Below are 243 nucleotides of genomic sequence, written 5' to 3' on the forward strand. Positions count from 1 at the left end.
GTCTAAAGAAGCTGACAAATATGACGTAAACAAAGCCAATATCAGAGAGATTGAAAAAGAGCTGGGCGATTGCCTGTTTGCGCTGGTCAATGTTGCGCGTAAATTGAACCTTGATGCTGAGACAGCTGCCCTTACTTGTGTGCATAAATTCAAATCACGTTTTGGCTATATTGAGGAGCATTTGGCTGCGGCTGGCAAGCGTTTAGAGGACAGCGATATAACAGAAATGGATGCATTATGGGA

The 243-nt window shown here is 43.6% G+C and carries 1 protein-coding gene; it reads left to right on the forward strand.

All coding sequences use genetic code 11. The annotated features are described in order from the left end of the window. Positions 1 to 243, forward strand: a 243-nt coding sequence (locus tag AAEY88_RS15140; RefSeq protein ID WP_350563715.1) for a MazG nucleotide pyrophosphohydrolase domain-containing protein, incomplete at both ends; no start/stop codon positions are given.

This window comes from Psychrobacter sp. CAL346-MNA-CIBAN-0220 (genome assembly GCF_040309805.1).
GTDB lineage: Bacteria > Pseudomonadota > Gammaproteobacteria > Pseudomonadales > Moraxellaceae > Psychrobacter.